Origin of the sequence: Mesorhizobium sp. LCM 4577 (assembly GCF_001854795.2) — a bacterium.
Taxonomy (GTDB): Bacteria; Pseudomonadota; Alphaproteobacteria; order Rhizobiales; family Rhizobiaceae; genus Mesorhizobium; species Mesorhizobium plurifarium.
This window is the reverse complement of sequence record NZ_MDDU01000050.1, coordinates 1-1615: the sequence shown is the minus strand read 5'-3', so window position 1 is coordinate 1615 and position 1615 is coordinate 1. Positions and strand designations below refer to the sequence as shown.

The 1615-nt window shown below is 64.1% G+C and carries 1 protein-coding gene and 1 pseudogene; both read right to left on the bottom strand.

What is annotated here, in order from left to right; genetic code table 11:
* Window positions 1–65: 65 nt before the first annotated feature.
* Window positions 66–866, bottom strand: a pseudogene (gene istB / locus LCM4577_RS28975) (IS21-like element helper ATPase IstB).
* Window positions 866–1615 (bottom strand): Mu transposase domain-containing protein (locus tag LCM4577_RS28970; protein ID WP_131803536.1); only part of this gene is annotated, 750 nt, incomplete at its 5' end. The gene LCM4577_RS28970 and the pseudogene istB, both read right to left, overlap by 1 nt.

Below are 1615 nucleotides of genomic sequence, written 5' to 3'. Positions count from 1 at the left end.
CGCCAAACTGTTGTCAAGCGAAGTGAGGATTTGACCCCTTTGGCGAAGTGAGGAACTGACCCCCTTCACTGGTTTGCAGTTTCGTTGGGTTCAAGCGTCGGTCCGGTCTTCTGCAGAAGGCCGGACCGACGCTTTTCGCGGAGACGGTAGCTGTCGCCGCGGATGGTGATCACGGTTGAGTGGTGAAGCAGGCGGTCCAGGATCGCCGTGGCCACAACGGGGTCGCCAAAAACGCTGCCCCATTCGCCCACAGAGCGATTGGAGGTGATCAGGATCGAGCCCTTCTCGTAGCGCCGTGACACGAGTTGGAAGAACAGGTGGGCGGCATTGGCCTCGAAGGGCAGATAGCCCAGCTCGTCGATGATCAACAATTTCGGCCGCGCCAGGATCGCCAACTGCTTGTCGAGCGAGCCGTCGCTGTGGGCCTTGGCCAGCGTCGCCACCAACGTAGCAGCCGTGATGAACTGCACGTTGTAATTCTAGCGGATCGCCTCGCGGCCGAGCGCCACGGCCAGATGGGTCTTGCCCGTGCCGGGTGGGCCGAGGAACAAAAGCGTGTCGCCGTGCGCAATCCAGCGGCAGGTGGCGAGTTCCCTGATCTGCCCCTGATCGAGCGATGGCTGGGCGTTAAAGTCGAAGCCGTCCAGCTCGCGCACGAAGGGGAACTGGGCGATCTTGCTCGACATGGAGATGCGCCGCTCGTCGCGCCGGGCGATCTCGCGCGACACCAGGAAGCCCAGGGCCTCGCGTAACGTCATCTTCGAGCGGGCAGCTTCGTCCAGCAGCGTGTCGAGCTGGTCGCGKATCGCCGTCAGCTTCAGCCGATCGAGCGTTGCGATGAGCATGTCATGATCCATGTTCGTCATCACCAGCCCCCTCCGACAGCCGCCTCGTATTCCGCAAGCGGCCGCAGCAAGGCGGCTGGAGCGATCTCGATAGGGTCGGCACGCACCGGCCCTTCAAAGCCGGCGACGCCGACAAAATGCGCCCGGTCCACGATCCGTTGTCGTCGCCCCCGGCACAGGGCATGATCGCCTACCACCTGGCCCGCATGACGGATGATCACACGGCCAGCCAACACCACGACCTGGACGCTCTCGCCGATCAGGCGCCAGGGCACCGAGTAGCTGTTCGTATCCAGATCGATCGCACAGTCGGCCTGGACCTTGCGGATCAGGTCCCGCAGTTGCCCGAACGGCGCCCTGCCGGAAAGCGGGCGGAGCGCTCGAGCTTCAGCGGCAAAACGTTCCACGGGCGCAACGCCGGTGGTGCCGTGTTCTCGCCGGTCGGCAACCTCGCGCGTCCACCGATCCAGATGCGCTTCAAACGCCGCCCAGCTCTCGAACCGGCGGCCGGCGATCGCGTTCTTCTTGACGTAGCCGACTCCGCGTTCGTCTTTCCCCTTCGTCCTGGCCCGATAAGGGGCACAGGCCCGCGGTGTGAAGCCCCAGTATCGGGCAAAAGCGTGCAGCCGGGCGTTGAACCTCACCTCGCGCGTCACCGCGTCGTGATGCTCAACCAGCGCCTTTGCATTATCGATCAGAACTTCCGCCGGCACGCCCCCAAACCGCAGGAAAGCGCCTTCCATCCCTTCGAACCAGTCGGTCTGGCGTTG